Annotated in this window: 16 protein-coding genes; 10 read left to right on the top strand and 6 right to left on the bottom strand. The window is 38.3% G+C overall.

Going from position 1 to position 15,509, the window contains the following annotated elements:
* The first annotated feature begins 242 nt into the window (after positions 1-242).
* The 7 genes from ACH63V_RS09980 (at position 243) to ACH63V_RS09950 (ending at position 5,272) form a co-directional block, all read left to right on the top strand.
* Positions 243-1,169 carry an acyltransferase gene (locus ACH63V_RS09980; RefSeq protein WP_002051994.1) on the top strand — a complete coding sequence of 309 codons (927 nt, stop codon included), beginning with the start codon at positions 243-245 and terminating at the stop codon, positions 1,167-1,169.
* A gap of 14 nt (positions 1,170-1,183) precedes the next feature.
* Positions 1,184-2,230 carry a preprotein translocase subunit SecA gene (locus tag ACH63V_RS09975; RefSeq protein ID WP_396463408.1) on the top strand — a complete coding sequence of 349 codons (1,047 nt, stop codon included), beginning with the start codon at positions 1,184-1,186 and terminating at the stop codon, positions 2,228-2,230.
* 121 nt (positions 2,231-2,351) lie between these two features.
* Positions 2,352-3,074, top strand: a complete 723-nt coding sequence (gene minC / locus ACH63V_RS09970; RefSeq protein WP_309454342.1) for a septum site-determining protein MinC — start codon at positions 2,352-2,354, stop codon at positions 3,072-3,074.
* Positions 3,075-3,144: 70 nt separating this feature from the next.
* Positions 3,145-3,957, top strand: a complete 813-nt coding sequence (gene minD, locus ACH63V_RS09965) for a septum site-determining protein MinD (protein WP_134262941.1) — start codon at positions 3,145-3,147, stop codon at positions 3,955-3,957.
* 2 nt (positions 3,958-3,959) lie between these two features.
* Entirely contained in the window at positions 3,960-4,232 is a 273-nt protein-coding gene (gene minE, locus ACH63V_RS09960; protein ID WP_000896934.1) for a cell division topological specificity factor MinE, read from the top strand.
* Between the two features lie 83 nt (positions 4,233-4,315).
* Entirely contained in the window at positions 4,316-4,603 is a 288-nt protein-coding gene (locus tag ACH63V_RS09955) for a PA4642 family protein (RefSeq protein ID WP_001218560.1), read from the top strand.
* A 144-nt stretch (positions 4,604-4,747) separates the two neighbouring features.
* Positions 4,748-5,272 (top strand): hypothetical protein, encoded by a 525-nt coding sequence (locus ACH63V_RS09950; protein WP_396463407.1) that lies wholly within the window; start codon positions 4,748-4,750, stop codon positions 5,270-5,272.
* Positions 5,273-5,344: 72 nt separating this feature from the next.
* Here the strand turns inward: ACH63V_RS09950 and rhtC are convergent, their stop codons facing one another.
* Positions 5,345-5,965, bottom strand: a complete 621-nt coding sequence (gene rhtC / locus ACH63V_RS09945) for a threonine export protein RhtC (protein WP_087606707.1) — start codon at positions 5,963-5,965, stop codon at positions 5,345-5,347.
* Between the two features lie 150 nt (positions 5,966-6,115).
* Positions 6,116-9,148 carry a DNA translocase FtsK gene (locus ACH63V_RS09940; protein ID WP_396463406.1) on the bottom strand — a complete coding sequence of 1,011 codons (3,033 nt, stop codon included), beginning with the start codon at positions 9,146-9,148 and terminating at the stop codon, positions 6,116-6,118.
* A 269-nt stretch (positions 9,149-9,417) separates the two neighbouring features.
* On the opposite strand from ACH63V_RS09940, the gene trxB reads away from it, so the two are divergent.
* The 3 genes from trxB (at position 9,418) to ACH63V_RS09925 (ending at position 12,050) form a co-directional block, all read left to right on the top strand.
* The gene (gene trxB / locus ACH63V_RS09935; RefSeq protein ID WP_068933915.1) at positions 9,418-10,365 is read left to right on the top strand and encodes a thioredoxin-disulfide reductase; all 948 of its coding nucleotides are present in this window, start codon (positions 9,418-9,420) and stop codon (positions 10,363-10,365) included.
* A 119-nt stretch (positions 10,366-10,484) separates the two neighbouring features.
* Complete coding sequence (gene aat, locus ACH63V_RS09930; protein ID WP_396463405.1) at positions 10,485-11,216, top strand: leucyl/phenylalanyl-tRNA--protein transferase; 732 nt, start codon at positions 10,485-10,487, stop codon at positions 11,214-11,216.
* A gap of 18 nt (positions 11,217-11,234) precedes the next feature.
* A complete protein-coding gene (locus ACH63V_RS09925; protein ID WP_343569885.1) occupies positions 11,235-12,050 on the top strand; it encodes an arginyltransferase in 816 nt (271 codons plus the stop codon).
* Between the two features lie 44 nt (positions 12,051-12,094).
* Here the strand turns inward: ACH63V_RS09925 and rimI are convergent, their stop codons facing one another.
* The 4 genes from rimI to ACH63V_RS09905 form a co-directional block, all read right to left on the bottom strand.
* Positions 12,095-12,550 carry a ribosomal protein S18-alanine N-acetyltransferase gene (gene rimI / locus ACH63V_RS09920; RefSeq protein ID WP_396463404.1) on the bottom strand — a complete coding sequence of 152 codons (456 nt, stop codon included), beginning with the start codon at positions 12,548-12,550 and terminating at the stop codon, positions 12,095-12,097.
* A 108-nt stretch (positions 12,551-12,658) separates the two neighbouring features.
* Positions 12,659-13,534, bottom strand: a complete 876-nt coding sequence (locus tag ACH63V_RS09915; protein ID WP_002052039.1) for a metal-dependent hydrolase — start codon at positions 13,532-13,534, stop codon at positions 12,659-12,661.
* Positions 13,535-13,773: 239 nt separating this feature from the next.
* A complete protein-coding gene (locus ACH63V_RS09910) occupies positions 13,774-14,655 on the bottom strand; it encodes a metal-dependent hydrolase (protein ID WP_396463403.1) in 882 nt (293 codons plus the stop codon).
* Positions 14,656-14,859: 204 nt separating this feature from the next.
* On the bottom strand, positions 14,860-15,509 hold a 650-nt coding region (locus tag ACH63V_RS09905; RefSeq protein ID WP_396463402.1), incomplete at its 5' end, for an EF-Tu/IF-2/RF-3 family GTPase.

The raw sequence follows: 15,509 nt of genomic DNA, 5'->3' as shown, positions 1-15,509 counted from the left end.
CATGCCTCCTCACTTTGAGTGTTTTGTTGTTGAGTGAATAATGAAACAAAAAGGAAGTATAAAACATTGATATTTTGTTAATAATAAACAGTTTAGTTAGTTTTTTGTAATATTTTGATGCACTTTAAGACGTGCACTCATCACAATTTCTTCATTGTTGTCTAAGATATCGTTGTATTTCATTTCACGATAGTTATAGTTGAACAACTTTCTATGGATTTTGGATATTCGGGGCCATTTATATGTCAACTGCACCCAATAAGCAATCTGCGCTAAAAAAAATTACACGTGGACTCACTGTAGGTACAGTCATCACAGGTAGCACCTTTTTTCATGGACCACCTGTATTGGCTTTGGGCTTAACCAAGTTATTTAAAAAATCATCCAAAGTAGATGAAACCAACATTCAAATTACAAATAGCTGGCTCAGTGTCAATAATTGGCTCATTGACCATGTTCTACCTAATTTAAAATGGGATATTACGATCGACGAAGGTCTTGATTTAAGTATGCAAGGCCGTTACTTAATGACGTGTAACCATCAAAGCTGGGTGGATACTACCGTAAACCAGTATTTCGGCTTAACCCGTATGCCCCTTACCCGCTTTTTTACCAAGTGGGAACTCATCTTTATTCCGTTCGTTGGTCAAGCCTTTAAAATTTTAGGCTTCCCAATGATGAAGCGTCATACCAAAGAGCAAATTGCGAAAAACCCTGAGCTTAAAGACCGCGATATGATGGAAGCACGTAAAGCGTGTGAGCAGCTCTTGAGCCAGCCTTTTACTTTATTAAACTATTTAGAAGGTACGCGTTTTACCCAAGAAAAGCATGACCAACAAAATTCGCCATATAAACATTTATTGAAACCTAAAGCGGGTGGTTTGGCGCTGGCTCTAAATATTTTGGGCGACAAAATTGATGCTTTAGTTGATATGACCATTGTCTACCCTGACGGTGTACCGGGTTATGGCGATTTCTGGTTAGGTGATGTTTCACAAATTGCGGTAAATCTTCGTAAAATTGAAATACCAGCTTGGGTACTCGGCGGTAACTATGAAGATGACCCAGTGTACCGTGAACGTTTTCAACAATGGGTACATGAACTCTGGACTGAAAAAGATCAACTCATCGAACAAATGAAAGCTCGATATACTACTTCAACTCATTAAAAGCATTTATAGCTATGCAGAACAGTTCCAGAAAACAAGCAAAATATTACCATATGGACCCAAGCAGCGCTTCATTTAAGCTGTTTTTGATTTATGACATCTTTATGGTGTTTATCATTATTTTCAATCTGTTCTGTCTTGCAGCAAATTTCTTTTTAATGAGCAGTATTGGGGCATGGTTTTTTGAACATATTCACCTGCCCCAAGTACTTACGTTTTATAAAACTTATTTACACCCTTGGGTAATTACGACTGAAGCTTGGTTTATTGGCTTTTTAATTACTGAATTTGTTGTCCGCTGGGGCATTTCAATTATTTATAAACACCACAAGCGTTGGTTTTTCTTTCCATTCATTCACTGGTATGAAATTTTAGCCATCATTCCTCAGTTACGTTTTTTACGTTTATTTCGTGCTGGTATTATCGCGTATCGCTTATATGAACTAGGTTATCCTGTTATTCCTGAAAGCTGGAGAAAAACTGGACTATTTTATTACCGTGTTGTTATGGAAGAGTTATCTGACCGTGTTGTTATTACGGTTATTGATGGCATTCGTAATGAGCTTCAAACTAGCTCAACACATAAGCAAATTATTCATGAGCTGGTTAATCACCATCGCGAACAATTTACGGTTACCCTAACCTCTATATTGCAAGAATCTTTAGCTACGGCTTTAAAAGAACAAAAACCTGCAATCACAAAAGGTGTGGGACAAATTGTTGATCAGGCAATAGAAGATACGCCGGAGTTAACCCAATTATTACGCTTAATTCCTTTAGTGGGTGGTCGTATCGAACAGCAAATTCAAAGTATTGGTCAACGACTCGGTGAAAATATCAGTGCCGGTTTAATTGAACCTTTAATTGAAGGATCAAAAGATCAACCCAATGCAACGTATCAATTAATTTCAGAAAAAATAAGTAACGTGAATATTAATAACCGTGAGCTTGAGCAACTTGTCGAGTCTGTTGTATTTGAAAGTCTTGAAGCAATTCGCAAACAAGTTAAAGTCAAACAATGGCAACAAACCCTTGCGGAGCGTGATCGAATCAAAGAATAAGCATTTACTTAATTTTTTATGAAACACGCTAGAGAATTGGCACGATTTGTTCTAGCATTTGCTCTATTTACAATAAACTTAACGATATTACAGCTCGTTTTAACGCCTTGAAGGAAGACTTATGGCTGATATCCGGATTACCGGCAGAATGGTTAACTTTAGCAGGATAACCTTCGATACGAATGATCATGATGTGATCCGCCAGCAATTATCAAATATTCTAAATGAAGGTTCCTATCAGGGAACTGTCGTTATTATAGATAGTACAGTTGAGCAAGAGCTCATTGCTTTAATTCAGCTGTTAGTAAGCTTAGGTTTGCAACCTATGGCGGTCATTGACGGCATTTTAGGTGATGAGGCACGCGCCATTCAGTTCCCTGTATTACCAGCCGACCAGCCATTACAACGCATTAAAGCAACTGCGGAGCAAGTTGCAATTGTAGAGAAACCGGCACCTGCACAAGCTTCACCAGAAACAAAAAAACCACTAAATAATAATGCAGTTGCCCATATTACCTCTTATCATGATGAAATTTTGCGTACAGGCCAATCTCTTGTACAAGACCAAGGCGATATTATTTTAAAAGCTGGCATGAATAGTGGATCTGAAGTGATTGCTTCAGGAAATATACATATTTATGGCACGGTTCGTGGTAGAGTCATTGCTGGTGCGGGTGGGCACGCTGCTGCACGCATTTTTTGCCAATCTTTAGAGGCTGAACTCGTTTCCATTGCCGGAACATATTGTGTCGCAGATGATATCCCTAAACATGTGGTAAAAAAGCCAGTACATATTTATTTAAATGAAAAGCAAGAGCTTGAATTTGAAGCTCTAGAACTTTAGTTTATTAAGCAAATCACCAAAAAACAGCCCTTTTAAGGGTGTATGTATGACCATAATAGGAGTGGATTCGGTGGCCAAAATTGTTGTCGTAACATCAGGCAAAGGTGGTGTAGGTAAAACTACAACGAGTGCATCTTTTGCAACAGGTTTAGCCCTTCGTGGTCATAAAACTGTTGTGATTGACTTTGATGTAGGCTTACGTAACCTTGATTTAATTATGGGGTGTGAGCGTCGTGTTGTTTATGATTTCGTCAATGTAATTAACAATGAAGCACGTCTGCAACAAGCCCTTATTCGCGATAAAGATATCGAAAACCTTTATATTTTACCGGCTTCACAAACCCGTGATAAAGATGCTTTGAGCGACGAAGGTGTTGCTCGTGTAATTGATGAGCTTGCTCAAGAATTTGATTACATTATTTGTGACTCACCTGCGGGGATCGAACGTGGTGCAATTTTAGCAATGTACCATGCAGATGAAGCAATCATTGTGACAAATCCTGAAATTTCTTCAGTACGTGACTCTGACCGCATCATCGGAATGTTAGACAGCAAAACTAAAAAAGTTGAACACAACGAAGGACGTATACGTAAGCATTTATGTATTACACGTTTTAACCCTGAACGTGCTGACCGTCAGGAAATGCTGACGATTGATGATATTTCTAAAGATATTTTACGCGTACCGACATTAGGTGTTATTCCGGAATGTCCAAGTGTATTACAAGCATCAAACGAAGGTAAGCCAGTTATTCTGTATTCAGAAACTAAAGCTGGACAAGCGTATGATGACTTGGTTGCTCGCTTTCTTGGCGAAGACCGCCCTTATCGACACATCACAGCTCAACCTAAAGGCTGGTTAGCACGACTATTTGGAGCGTAGATATGGCAGGATTCTGGAGTAAATTATTTAGCAGTGAAGAAAAACCATCAAGTGCTCAAACTGCCAAAGATCGTTTAAAAGTTATTGTTGCATCAGAACAAGGTTTAGGCCGTCGTTTAAGCCAAGACAAGATTGACCAAATGAAGAAAGAAATCATGCAGGTGGTGAGTCGTTATGTAAGCGGTGTAGGCGAACAGCATATCCAAATGCAAGTTCGTTCTGAAGCAAATATCGAAATGTTAGAAATGAATATCAATTTACCTGAAGAACGATAATTCTATTTCTGACTATTCAACAAATCAGAATCAAGGCAAAATAACGCAAGTTATTTTGCCTTTTTTAAAATGAGGAGATTGTCATGGCATTATCACAGCCAGCAACTTTCAATGAAGAATGGTCCGATGAGCGTGTTTTTGCCTACCTCAACCAACTTCCTCCAAATGGTGTGAACGCAGATTTTCACGTGCTCTACCATGCTTTCAAACATATGCGTCCAAATGACTATGAACGTCTTTTGACTAAATTTGTTGCAGATGGACGAGACATCAATGCAACAAACCCTGAAGGCGAACGCATTCATGACGTGATTGCTAAATTTCCGCGTCAATCAGCGCCGTTTTTAGAAGTTTTAGCAAAGTTTGCTTAAGCTTTTTATTTGAATAAGACTGCATAATCTATCTTGTAAAACTTAGTAGATAGATTATGTGGTTTATTCAAATATCTAAATTATTTACTTTTATAAAAAATAATCTTAAAGTCATCAGCACTATTTCATTCCAAATATAAATTCATGAATCCAGAACCTATTAATTTAAATCAAACACAATCTATCCAATCAAATCATATAGAAAATTTAAAAGTTATTAGCGTTAATAAGTTTATCTTTCTATCCTTTATTTCCTTTGGTCTATATCAAATTTGGTGGATATTTAAAGCATGGCGATTTTTTCTAATCAAAAATAAATTAAATATTATGCCTGCTGCTCGTGCAGTTTTTTCTATATTCTTTTTATATTCATTATTTAATCACATAAAAACCTACTCGAAAGAACAAGGGTATACCAATAACTTTTCTTCAGGTAGGATGTATTTAGCATATCTAATTACATCTTTACTAGTTTACTTACCTGATCCGTATTGGCTCATCTCTCTCTGCGACATTATATTTTTAATACCAGCATTTAAAGCACTGAGCTATGCACAAAAACAAATAGTAACGACAGTTGAGCAAGGGAAATTCAATACCTCTCAAATTATTTTAATTATTATAGGATCTATTATGTGGCTACTGATTTTTATCGGTTTTGTTATATGAACCCTGTATAAGTGATCTAAAATTTAGTAATTAAAAAAAGCCTCTTTTAAGAGGCTTTTTTACTGTCTGGATTTAGCGATTTCCAATCAGGAAAATACCGAATACGGTAAAAATACCACCGGAAATACCATCAATCCATTTTGAAAAATTACGGTAAGCCACTCTGAAACTCGGTAACGAGAAAATAAACGTCACAAAGCAGAACCATAAAATCGTTTCAACCGACACAATAATAAAAAGCAACCAATGCACTTGATCAAGTTGAGGGTTAGCTAAAAATAAAGAAAACACACTACCAAAATAAATTACAGCTTTAGGATTCGATAAATTGGTGAGTAATCCTTTCATAAAAAATAAGTAAGGTGCTTTAGGCAACTCAACAGCCGTAACCTCTTCCTGCTGATTTTTTGAAAATGCTGAACGCAACATTTGATAACCTAACCAACATAAGTATAAACCACCTGCGATGAGTAAACCTTGCTTTAACCAAGCCATTTTCTCAAAAATAATATTTAAGCCCATCAGTGCTAAAGATGCCCAAAACATAACGCCTGCTGTTATTCCTGCAACAACCAACATAGCTTCTTTACGAGATCGGCTCACTGCGGTCTGCGATACCAGAAAGAAATCAGGTCCTGGAGTAATAAGCGCACAAAAATGAATAAAAGCTAACGTAATTAACGCGACTAACATGTTGTCCTCCTGATTTGTTTCATTGTTATTTATTTAGAAGCACACATTAGCATTTTTTACTATTTGATAAAATCTCAAATTACCACTGAATAATGATTATTTTTAACTACAAAAAAAGCCTCCGAAGAGGCTTAATTTCAAGTGAAGATATTAAACTAAAATATCTCGCTTACCATTGGCACCCATAGCACTCACAATACCGTTCTCTTCCATTTGGTCGATAATACGGGCAGCACGGTTATAACCTAAGCTAAACTTACGCTGTAATGAAGATGTAGATGCTTTGCGAGTTTCTAGGACAAACGATACACATTGGTCATAAAGCGCATCACGGTCTGAACCACCCTCACCTTCTTCAAAGCCACGAGATGTAGGTTCTTCATCAAATGGCGTTAAGATCTCATCTACGTAGTCTGGTTCACCACGTTCACGCCAAGCGTCACAAATGCGGTTAACTTCATCATCACTAATAAATGCACCATGTACACGTTCTGGCTCAATCTTACCTGGCCCTAAGAACAGCATATCACCATGACCTAACAAGTCTTCTGCACCACCAGCATCCAAAATCGTACGTGAGTCAATTTTACTGTTTACACGTAAAGCTACACGCGTTGGAATATTGGCTTTAATAAGACCCGTAATAACATCTACCGATGGACGCTGAGTTGCAAGTAAAAGGTGAATACCGGCAGCACGAGATTTTTGCGCCAAACGCGTAATCATTTCTTCCGCTTTCTTACCTACCTGCATGATCATGTCGGCAAACTCATCTGCCACAATTACAATTGATGGTAACGGCGTTAAACGAGGTGCACGCTCTTGTGTCGCTGAGTCACTTGGTTTCCACGTTGGATCAATCAAGTCTTCCCCATTCGCAATTGCTTCTTCAACTTTTCGGTTGTAGTCACTTAACTTACGAATTTTAAGGAACGACATAAGCTTATAACGACGTTCCATTTCATTTACACACCAGTTTAATGCACTCACTGCATCTTTCATGTCAGTGACTACAGGCGTTAATAAATGCGGAATATCGTTATAGTTCGCTAATTCAAGCTGTTTCGGGTCAATTAAAATTAAACGTAATTGGTCTGGCGTATACTTAAGTAACATCGATAAAATCATCGAGTTAACTGCAACAGATTTACCCGAACCTGTAGTACCCGCAACCAACATATGCGGTGCTTTTGCTAAATCGGTTAATACTGGATTACCCGAAATATCTTTACCCATTGCCATGCTAATAAGTGCACTTGGGTCACGATATGTTGGAGTTTCCAATAGCTCGATCAAACGTACCATTTCACGGGCACTATTTGGTACTTCAATACCAATATATGGTTTACCCGGAATAACTTCTACAACACGCACAGAAGCCATAGACATTGAACGCGCCAAGTCACGGGAAATATTAGTCACTTTAGATGCTTTCACACCCGGTGCCAAATCTAATTCAAAACGCGTAACAACTGGACCCGGCTGAGCTTCAACCACCTGAGCCTTAACATTAAACTCTTGTAATTTAATCTCTAACAATTCAGACAAACGAGAAAGCTGCTCTTCAGTAAAGTTAACTTTCTTATTTGGATCAACCTTATCAAGCAGTTCAAAGCCCGGTAATGTTGGCAAATCTAAACGCTTCTTGGCTACCTGCATTGCACGAGACACTGGTCGACCAGATGCATCAGTTAATGGCGCATCAAAATCGAACTCATCTTCAAGATCATCTTCTGGCTTTCCAGCAGTTTCTTGCCAAGCTTCAATAAACTCTTCTTTTGAAAGCTTCTCTGCACCAATCGTAGTTTGAATAGGTGCTTTTACAAATGCTGAAGATTGCGCATAGCTACTTGCTTTGACCGGTTGAGCTGCTGGAGCAATATCTTCATCAATTAATAAGTCATCGAAATCATCAAACACCTGTTCATTTGATAAGTTTTTAGGTGACTGATTTAAATTCGATACAGGTACAGATGTTTCAACTGATGTATGAGGTGTTTGCGGTGCTACTGCTGGTTCAACATGATGATCTTGAACGAACGGTGTATGCACATCAGTAGCAGTTTTACTGTTTGGAACTGCGGCAAGTAATTCATCAAAAATCTCATCATCATTCCAATCTAAACCTTGATGACTATTCGATGCTTGAGGTTGTGCTTGTTTAGCCTGATAAGCCGTTTCTTGGAATTGCTCATGACTTGGATGTTCATTTGAATCATCCGCAGCTCTTAACAACGCATCAATTTCTTGCTTATGACTGGCATCATCGCGCTGTAAGGCACGCCAAACCTCACCTGTCGCCACTAAACGCTCACTGTCTTTTTTAAGCTGTTGAGCTTGTTCAAGTGTACGCTCAAAGCTTTCTGGCTGAGGAGCTGGTTTTTCTTCAACAGTTTCAGGCTGGCTTTGCTCTTTCGCTAACACATCGGCAAATAAACGCTCCGCCATTTCATCGTGTCGTGTAGAGCCAACCTTGGTTTGAGTTTTTTCTGGCTGAACATTTAGCTCTGCTTCATCAGCAACTTCAGCTTTAGGCATCTCAGCAACTTTCACCGTTGCTGTTTTATTTGCAGGCTGTGTAGTTAAGTCATAAGCAGATTCATTTGGCGATACGTTCTTATAGAATAAATCTTGTAAATAACTTGGCATTGCTTTGAGCGTAACCCATGTTTTGCTCCACTGCACCCCAAATGCCAAAGTGAACAATACCACTCCGAAAACCAATAAAAATAAGGTCGCACCATAAATCGTTAACAGTTGAGATAAGCTTTGTCCCAACTCATAACCAATAATCCCGCCTGCCGCATTATCTAAAGTATCTGCGGGTACATTCCAATGTAAGTAAAGCAAACTCGACACAACAAGAATTAAGAAGAATTGAGCAGCATAACGGAATGGACGGTTTAGAAAACTATGCGGCCACCAGACTTGAATAGCTTCAACAAATAGAAAAATTGGAATAAGTAAACTTGCCCAACCTAAAAAGCCAAACAGCAAATCTGCAATCCATGCACCGGCAATACCACTTGCATTGGATACTTGCTGAGTATCACTTGAAATATGCATCCAGCCCGGATCAAATGGCGTATATGTTACTGTCGCCAGAAACATATAAATACCAAAAGAGACCAAGAATAATGTCATCAATAAGCGCTGTGCATAAACACTTGACACCGCAGTCATATACTGTCCTGTAACCCATTTAATTATTGGTTTAGAGATGTGAAGACCTACATTTCAGATCTTCAACGAATGAACTTTATATTATGCACCTGTTCTTACAAAAAAGGTGCATGATTCTTTACAGTTGTTGTTAACATAAGGCTCTTCTATATTGTTATATAACTTAATTCGATTGTCCTGATCAATATTATCCACATTGATTTCACGCTATTGGTCGGCAATTTCACGTATAATTTTCAAAATTCTCGAAATAAATAAGGATACCCTCAATGAGTGCTCGTCATTCTCGGTTAATTATTCTCGGTTCTGGCCCTGCGGGTTATAGTGCAGCTGTCTATGCAGCACGTGCAAATCTTAAACCAACACTTATTGCTGGTTTACAACTTGGCGGCCAACTTACAACAACAACCGAAGTTGACAACTGGCCGGGCGATCCTGAAGGTTTGACTGGTCCTGCTTTAATGGACCGTATGCAAGCACATGCTGAACGCTTCGGAACTGAACTCGTCTATGATCATATTAATGAAGTGGACTTAAATGTACGTCCTTTTGTTCTTAAAGGTGATATGGATGAGTACACTTGTGATGCATTAATTATTGCAACCGGTGCTACAGCTCAATACCTTGGTTTAGAGTCTGAACAAAAGTTTATGGGCCAAGGCGTGAGCGCATGTGCAACATGTGACGGTTTCTTCTATAAAAACCAAAAAGTAATGGTTGTAGGTGGTGGTAACACTGCTGTTGAAGAAGCGCTTTATTTATCAAATATTGCTGAACATGTAACGCTAGTTCATCGCCGCGATTCTTTACGCTCTGAAAAGATTTTGCAAGATCACTTATTTGCTAAAGAAAAAGAAGGCAAAATCAGCATTGTTTGGAATCATGAAGTTGAAGAAGTTCTTGGCGACAATACTGGTGTAACAGGTGTTCGCTTAAAATCTACAAAAGATGAAAGCAAACAAGATATCCAAGTTCAAGGCTTATTCGTTGCCATTGGTCACAAGCCAAATACTGGAATGTTTGAAGGCCAGTTAAACTTACGTGATGGTTATATTCAAGTACAAAGTGGTACTTCAGGTAATGCAACAGCAACTTCTGTAGCAGGTGTTTTCGCTGCGGGTGATGTGGCTGACAGTATCTACCGTCAAGCCATTACTTCAGCTGGTTCAGGCTGTATGGCAGCATTAGATGCAGAAAAATATCTAGATAACCTTTAAGTTTAGATATTTCAAACAGCCGTTTTATAACGGCTGTTTTTTTATCATTTATAATAATTACTGGCTGCCTCAAATTAATTTTTATAGCATAACCCTTAAGCACATATTATTTTAGTCTTATGAACACACTACCTCTATCTCAATATATTTTCCCAGATCCAGAGGAAGCCGATCCAGATGGTCATGGTCTAATTTGTATTGGTGCTGACCTCTCCCCTTCTACGCTCTATGAAGCATATACCCACGGACTTTTTCCCTGGTTTAATGAAGATGAGCCTATTTGTTGGTGGAGCCCTCAACCACGCTGTGTGATTTATCCTCAAAACTATAAACCAAGTAAATCGCTCATTCGGAATATGAAAAAGTATGATTACACTATTACGGTAAATCGTGCTTTTGAACAGGTCATACGTTCATGTTCACTACCTCGAAGTTATGCCAATGAAACTTGGATTAGCGAAGATATTATTCAGGGATATTGTGCGTTGTTTAATGCAGGTTATGGCTATAGCGTAGAAGTTTGGCAAGACGAACAGCTGGTAGGTGGTTTATATGGGGTAACGATCGGTAAGGGTTGCTTTGGCGAGTCTATGTTTAGTACCCAAACCGATGTTTCTAAAATGGCTTTTTATACTTTAATGTTAATTGGTAAAGAAAATCAGCTTCCTTGGGTTGACTGCCAACTTGTAAATAGTCACTTAATTAGTCTTGGGGCTTGTACACTTTCTCGGCAGGAATATCTTAAATCGTTACAAGATGTAATTATTCACCCCTCTATCAATTGGAAAAAGTATCAAGAACGTGTATTTTCAAGTAAAACAATAGCATTAAATGCAAAATTAATGGAATGATAACAGGAGGGACCAATCATGAAATCATATCACCCGAAGTCCCTTTTAAATGATCTGCAATATTATATTACCCCACCTCACGATTGCAGCTATTTAGAAAATAAGTCAGCACGTATGGTCTTTTTAGACCCGATTCACCGAATTGATGTGGTGACTCTTTCAGAGTTATCGCGATTAGGTTTTCGTCGTAGTGGTGACTTTGTATATCGTCCTGAATGTCATTTATGCAGACAGTGTTTGTCTTGTCGTGTTCCAGTTGCCGATTTCCAAATGAACAGTATGCAAAAAAAAGCGTGGAAGCGAAATCAAGACCTTACCATGACTGTTCTGCCAACACGGCAAGCTGCACAAATTCATTATGATTTATACGAACGTTATATTAATGAGCGCCATGCCGATGGCGATATGTTTCCACCAAGTTTAGATCAGTTTGAAAAATTCTTGGTTCATAGCTGTACAGATAGTTTCTTCTTAGAACTATGGAAAGATAACCGTCTTATTAGCGTTTCTACTTGTGATTTAATGGATGATGGATTATCTGCAGTCTATACTTTCTTTGACCCAGACGAACACCGTAGATCTTTAGGTGTTTATTCAATTTTAAATCAGATCGAATATGTAAAATCACTTGGTTTAGAATATCTTTACTTAGGCTATTGGGTGCCACACTCATCCAAAATGAATTATAAATCTCAATATACCCCCCTAGAACTTTTACTAGACGGGCAATGGCGCCGCTTAAATCGATCATTATCGCCTGAAGAGATCAATCAGTTAGGTAATTCACTCATGACGACATTACCTTCTGAGTGGAATAATTTAATTATTAAATAGCTCGATTCTGTCTTGTTGTTAAGTCCGCAACAAGACAGCCATTTTTAAAATAAAGAAGCAAAATCATCTGTACAGCTTTTTACCATAATAACGGCATTTTCACGCCCACCCTCTTGAGTTGGGTAATAATTGCGACGCACATCAATTTGATGAAAACCTGTTTTTTCGTATAGCCCTATTGCCGCTTTATTACTTTCACGAACCTCTAAAAAAATTTGTACAGGTTGATTTTCTAACTGCTCAATCGATGCATCTAACAATTGATATCCCAAGCCTTTGCCTTGCATTTCAGGATCAATTGCCATAAGCAATAAATTCGCTTCATCTAACACAGGTTGTAAAATACAAAAACCAACAACCTTATGATTTAACTCAATTACCGTACATTGATAAGAGTTCACAGACTCTACAAATTGCTGCCTAGACCATGGATGTGTCTGAACAAGCTTCTCAATTTGAGCAACACTATCAATATCGGAGGCTTGCATAGTACGAATCATGAATTTCAACACATTTTCAGATTTCAAAGTAAATGTATTATAGAAACTTAAATAGAAAAAACGAGCAAAAAAAAGAGCAATTAAATTGCCCTTTTTTTAATACGTCTGTTAAAGCCCTAACTTTTCACGCCAAGTTGCTAATAAAGCCGTTGTATCCGAATCATTTGGATGAAATTTTGGTCTTAAGAAATCAAGTAACTCTGGAATTTGACGTGTCATAAAACCTTTACGGCCATACATAAACTTAAGCATGTACTTGGTGTCTTTCCAAGTTAATTTGTCATCAGTCTTAAGCAACTTAGCAGTAAAATAAGATTGAGTTGCGAAGATTAAAGCCATTGCAATAATTAAAGCAGTTGAGCGCATAAAATAAGCTTTTGGCCCTTGCCCATACATGCTTGTATACACATCAAATGCCACAGCTTTATGTTCATTTTCTTCTACCGCGTGCCACATCCATAAGTGATACATGGTGTCATCTTGGAACATGGCCTGAATTTCAGGATTTTGTAAAAGTTCAGCGGCAATCGTCGATGTAAAATGTTCTAAAGCACAAGTACCTGTCAAATCAATCATCTCTTTAGTATAACCAAAAGGTTTCATTAACTTGGTTACAACTGCTGTCCCCATTTTAATGACTGTACCTGTTTGCTTTTCCATTTTGCGAACATCATATCCATATGCTTGCGCAGAAGCATTAAAAGCTAAATGCTCTTTAGAATGCATAGCTTCCTGACCAATAAAAGCACTTATTTCTTTTTGAAGAGCTGGGTCAGCTAATTTAGGATCATTTCGCACTGCACGCGTACTATTTACAAAGAACTGCTCGCCTTCAGGAAAAAGAGCCGATAATGCTGTCATAAAGTGAGTCAATCCTGCATCGTAATTTGCCCAATAGCGTGGGACTTGAGCAAATTCAAAGTCCATACGACGTACAGGGAAGCTTGCTCCAGCACGATTAGAAATATTTACTTTAGCATTCATGTCAGACTCCTTTAAGTGAACCATCAATTCACTTATATCCTTATTTATTTTCTTAATATTTATAATAATACGCCTTTAAAAGCGCTATTTAAGTGCAGATGAGGACAGCAAATTATCAGATGAGGTCATTACCAGCCCCTTTCTGGAGCAAAATGAATACCTATCATTTTTAAAAATGGGCAGTAGTTTCAAGACAACAAAAAAGGACTGCTAACAGTCCTGTTCACTTTGTTTTTCACTTAAAGACCAAGTTTGGCTTTCCATGTTTTTAATAGACCCACTGTGTCTAAATCATTAGGGTGAAAGCCTGGTTTAAAATAAGCCAACATCTCTTTAGCCATACCCGTAATAATACCTTTGGATGGGCTATAACCATATTTATAAATCACAGACAATTCATCTAAGTTTAATTTTTTATCTTGTCTTAAAAGACGTAGCACAAACGAAGATTGAATTGCGAAAATAAGCGCCATCGCAAATACAAGTGAGCTTGTACGTAATGCATAAGCTTTAACACCTTTGCCAAATACCCCCTCGTAAACATCAAAAGCTACGGCTTTATGCTCATTTTCTTCTATTGCATGCCAATACCACATGGTTGACATTGTTTTATCTTTCATAAGCTCTTGAATATGGGTATTAACTAAAAGCTGGGATGCAATCGTTGCAGTAAAATGCTCAAGAGCTGTAGTCGCAGTTAAATCTACCATTTCTTGCGTCATACCAAATGGTTTTACGATCTTTGCAAAAGTCTTACGCGCAGTCTGAATAGCTGTATCAGTAAATTTTTCCAACGTCTCGACATCATGACCAAACTTTTGTGCAGATGCATTAAAGTTCACATGTTCTTGAGTATGCATCGCCTCTTGACCAATGAAAGCACTAATTTCTTTTTGTAGCTCTTCATTGTTTTTAATCGCTGGGTGATAACGCACTGCACGTACACTATCAATAAAGAACTTCTCACCAGCAGGAAATAGTGCTGATAATGCTGTCATAAAATGCGTAAGCCCAGCAGAACCATCCATCCAATATTCCGGCACATCATTAAAGTCAAAGTTCATACGACGTACAGGAAAGCTTGCTCCGGCACGATTCGTAATATTTACTTTAGCGTTCATAGTGAAAGCTCCTTGCTAGTAACCATAGTTACTTAAACTTTATTGTTCGTTTTCTTGATTCTTATCATACAAACTTAATAAAAAGGCTTAAGTGCAAATAGGGACATTGAAGTATCAGTTAAGGCCAGCTTTCTATTGAATTGTCGAACAATTAAACATAAAAAAAAGCGCCCCAAAAGGAGCGCTTTTTTCACTGAAAAGTGATTATGCAGTTACTTTCGCAACAACACCAGCACCTACAGTACGACCACCTTCACGGATCGCAAAACGTAGACCTGGGTCCATTGCGATTGGATGGATTAATTCTACTGACATTTCAACGTTGTCACCTGGCATTACCATTTCAACGCCTTCTTTCAACTGGATCGCACCAGTTACGTCAGTTGTACGGAAATAGAACTGTGGACGGTAACCATTTAAGAATGGAGTGTGACGACCACCTTCTTCTTTAGAAAGTACGTATACTTCTGCGTCGAATTTAGTGTGCGGCTTGATTGTACCTGGTTTAGCAAGTACTTGACCACGTTGTACGTCTTCACGCTTAGTACCACGAAGTAATACACCACAGTTCTCGCCTGCACGGCCTTCGTCAAGAAGTTTACGGAACATTTCTACGCCAGTTACAGTTGTTTTAACTGTATCTTTAATACCAACGATCTCTACTTCTTCGCCAACTTTAACGATACCAGATTCTACACGGCCTGTTACTACTGTACCACGACCAGAGATTGAGAATACGTCTTCGATTGGCATTAAGAATGCTTTGTCGATAGCACGTTCTGGTTCTGGGATGTAAGAGTCAAGAGCTGCTACAAGAGCAAGAACTGATTCTTCACCGTAAGGACCTGCTTCAC

Source organism: Acinetobacter sp. ABJ-A23_2 (assembly GCF_044538765.1).
Taxonomy (GTDB): domain Bacteria; phylum Pseudomonadota; class Gammaproteobacteria; order Pseudomonadales; family Moraxellaceae; genus Acinetobacter; species Acinetobacter nosocomialis_A.
The sequence above is the reverse complement of the archived record's forward strand: the minus strand, read 5'-3'. Positions and strand labels throughout refer to the sequence as shown.

Excerpts from the sequence above, each read along its gene's own strand:
- ACH63V_RS09980 (WP_002051994.1), top strand. The coding sequence starts at position 243 with ATGTCAACTGCACCCAATAAGCAATCTGCGCTAAAAAAAATTACACGT.
- ACH63V_RS09975 (WP_396463408.1), top strand. The coding sequence starts at position 1,184 with ATGCAGAACAGTTCCAGAAAACAAGCAAAATATTACCATATGGACCCA.
- minC (WP_309454342.1), top strand. The coding sequence starts at position 2,352 with ATGGCTGATATCCGGATTACCGGCAGAATGGTTAACTTTAGCAGGATA.
- minE (WP_000896934.1), top strand. The coding sequence starts at position 3,960 with ATGGCAGGATTCTGGAGTAAATTATTTAGCAGTGAAGAAAAACCATCA.
- ACH63V_RS09955 (WP_001218560.1), top strand. The coding sequence starts at position 4,316 with ATGGCATTATCACAGCCAGCAACTTTCAATGAAGAATGGTCCGATGAG.
- ACH63V_RS09950 (WP_396463407.1), top strand. The coding sequence starts at position 4,748 with ATGAATCCAGAACCTATTAATTTAAATCAAACACAATCTATCCAATCA.
- rhtC (WP_087606707.1), bottom strand. The coding sequence starts at position 5,965 with ATGTTAGTCGCGTTAATTACGTTAGCTTTTATTCATTTTTGTGCGCTT.
- ACH63V_RS09940 (WP_396463406.1), bottom strand. The coding sequence starts at position 9,148 with ATGACTGCGGTGTCAAGTGTTTATGCACAGCGCTTATTGATGACATTA.
- trxB (WP_068933915.1), top strand. The coding sequence starts at position 9,418 with ATGAGTGCTCGTCATTCTCGGTTAATTATTCTCGGTTCTGGCCCTGCG.
- aat (WP_396463405.1), top strand. The coding sequence starts at position 10,485 with ATGAACACACTACCTCTATCTCAATATATTTTCCCAGATCCAGAGGAA.
- ACH63V_RS09925 (WP_343569885.1), top strand. The coding sequence starts at position 11,235 with ATGAAATCATATCACCCGAAGTCCCTTTTAAATGATCTGCAATATTAT.
- rimI (WP_396463404.1), bottom strand. The coding sequence starts at position 12,550 with ATGATTCGTACTATGCAAGCCTCCGATATTGATAGTGTTGCTCAAATT.
- ACH63V_RS09915 (WP_002052039.1), bottom strand. The coding sequence starts at position 13,534 with ATGAATGCTAAAGTAAATATTTCTAATCGTGCTGGAGCAAGCTTCCCT.
- ACH63V_RS09910 (WP_396463403.1), bottom strand. The coding sequence starts at position 14,655 with ATGAACGCTAAAGTAAATATTACGAATCGTGCCGGAGCAAGCTTTCCT.